Source organism: Allobaculum sp. (assembly GCF_047010065.1).
Classification (GTDB): Bacteria; Bacillota_I; Bacilli_A; order Erysipelotrichales; family Erysipelotrichaceae; genus Allobaculum; species Allobaculum fili.
This window is the reverse complement of sequence record NZ_JBKXLD010000169.1, coordinates 1-1,893: the sequence shown is the minus strand read 5'-3', so window position 1 is coordinate 1,893 and position 1,893 is coordinate 1. Positions and strand designations below refer to the sequence as shown.

The 1,893-nt window shown below is 52.5% G+C and carries 2 protein-coding genes and 1 pseudogene; all 3 read left to right on the top strand.

Translation table 11 applies throughout. The features are described from left to right. On the top strand, positions 1–703 hold a 703-nt coding region (locus ACLUYS_RS09920; RefSeq protein ID WP_412659803.1), incomplete at its 5' end, for a hypothetical protein. A 324-nt stretch (positions 704–1,027) separates the two neighbouring features. Beyond that, a complete protein-coding gene (locus ACLUYS_RS09915) occupies positions 1,028–1,648 on the top strand; it encodes a cysteine hydrolase family protein (RefSeq protein ID WP_412659802.1) in 621 nt (206 codons plus the stop codon). Positions 1,649–1,654: 6 nt separating this feature from the next. After that, a pseudogene (locus ACLUYS_RS09910) lies at positions 1,655–1,893 on the top strand (nicotinate phosphoribosyltransferase); the annotation flags it as partial.

Sequence of the window (1,893 nt, the reverse complement as noted above, 5' to 3'; positions counted from 1 at the left end):
TACCTACAAAGTGCAGTACAAGGAAAGCGATGACGGCGAATGGAAAGACATTTCCGAAGGCGAATGGCCGTATACCACCGGCTGGAAAGTCGCGGAATTCGACCATACCGTTACCGCGAAAGCGGTTCGTTTCATCGGTGTCGAAACCATGACCAACGGCGGCAAAGCCAATACGGACATGTCGGCAGCCGAAGTGCGCGTGGCGACAGAATTCCCGAAACGGAATCTGACAGCGCTTGAAGGCTTTAGCGTAACCTGGCCGGAAACGATCGACGATACGTTCGTTCTTGGTCAGACCGACCTGCACAAGGACATCACCGTGAGCGCCAATGAAACGCTCCATTACGGAAGCGACTACTACTTCGATTACGAAGCCAATCCGGAAACAAACGAAGTGACTGTAACCCTCAAAGGAAACGGCTACTATTCCGGTTTGGTTTCCAAAACGTATAAAGTGGCTTCCATCATCGCCATCGATACGACCCAGCTCGAACTGGCAATCGCCGAAGCCGATGATCTGCTCCAGAACGCCCAGGCGTATAAGACCGTTGCTCCGGTAACGGCAGCTCTGCCCGAAGCCAGAACGGCTCTGGACAAAAAGGAAAGCCAGAAGGCGGTTAACGACGCGGCCCTCGCGCTCAACCACGCTCTGCTTTCTGTACGTCTTCAGCCGGGCAAAGACGCACTGGACGCCCTGAAGTAGTCGATCCAAACGCATATCCAGAGATCCAGAGCGTTTTAAAGATTTCTTCGAATTCAGGACATACAAAAGGCTCCCCATTTGCACAGTACTGTGCAGGCGGGGAGCCTTTCTTATTGGGCCGCAGTGTGCCGCAGGAAAGCGGACCGTTCCGGTTTCGAGGCATTTCGTAACGAAAACGGCACGAATTGAAAAGATCGAAACCTCAGAAATTGGCCGGCACGATTTAGAGTATAATAATGCACAAACTCAGGCGGCCCGCTTTGTGTCCCCTTTTTCTGTGCCTCAAACCGACGCAGAAGGCCGCCAAAGAAAGGAAACTGAAGTATGGCTCGTCTGCAGCGTTCAAAATCATCGTCTGTATCGCTTGAATCGCTTCATCATCCCGTTGTGTTTGTGGTCGATATGATTAACGGCTTCGCCCGTGAGGGCGCGCTGGCCGATCCGGCGATTCTGCAGGCTGCAGCACCGATTCGAAAGCTCATTGAAGAATCTCAGGCGCCCGTCTGGTTCATCCGGGATTCGCATACGCCCGATGCGGCGGAATTTCAGTCGTTTCCCGTGCACAGTCTGGAAGGCAGTGAAGAATCCATGGTGATCGATGAACTGAAGGATCTTGAAACGGCTTCGCATACCCTGTATAAAAACTGCATCAGCGCCGCGGCCAGCCCGCAGTTTGCCTCCATGCTCGAAAGCCTTCCAGAAGAAGGCGCCGATCTGATTGTGACCGGATGCTGCACCGATCTTTGCGTACTTCAGCTCGCCCTGCCGCTTCAGAGCTGGATCAATCAGACCAATCGAAAAAACATGCGCGTGATCGTGCCGGAAGACTGTGTGGAAACGTACCACATCCCGGATGTACACGATGCCGCCAAGTGGAACGAAACCGCGCTGGCCATGATGGCCGCAAATGGAATTCTCATCGCAGGTTCCGTTGAAAAGGAATAAGGAAAAATGAAAGATGGAAGAAATCTGACCCTGGTCATGGATTTTTACGAACTCACCATGAGCCAGGTCTACTTTAATCAGCACAAAAACGAAGAAGTTGTGTTTGATCTGTTTTATCGACGCAATCCCGAAAAAGGCGGCTTTGCCATCTTCGCCGGACTGAATCAGGTCATCGAATACATTCAGGATCTGCATTTCTCGCCGGAAGAAATCGACTACCTGCGCAGCCGCGGGCAGTTTACGGA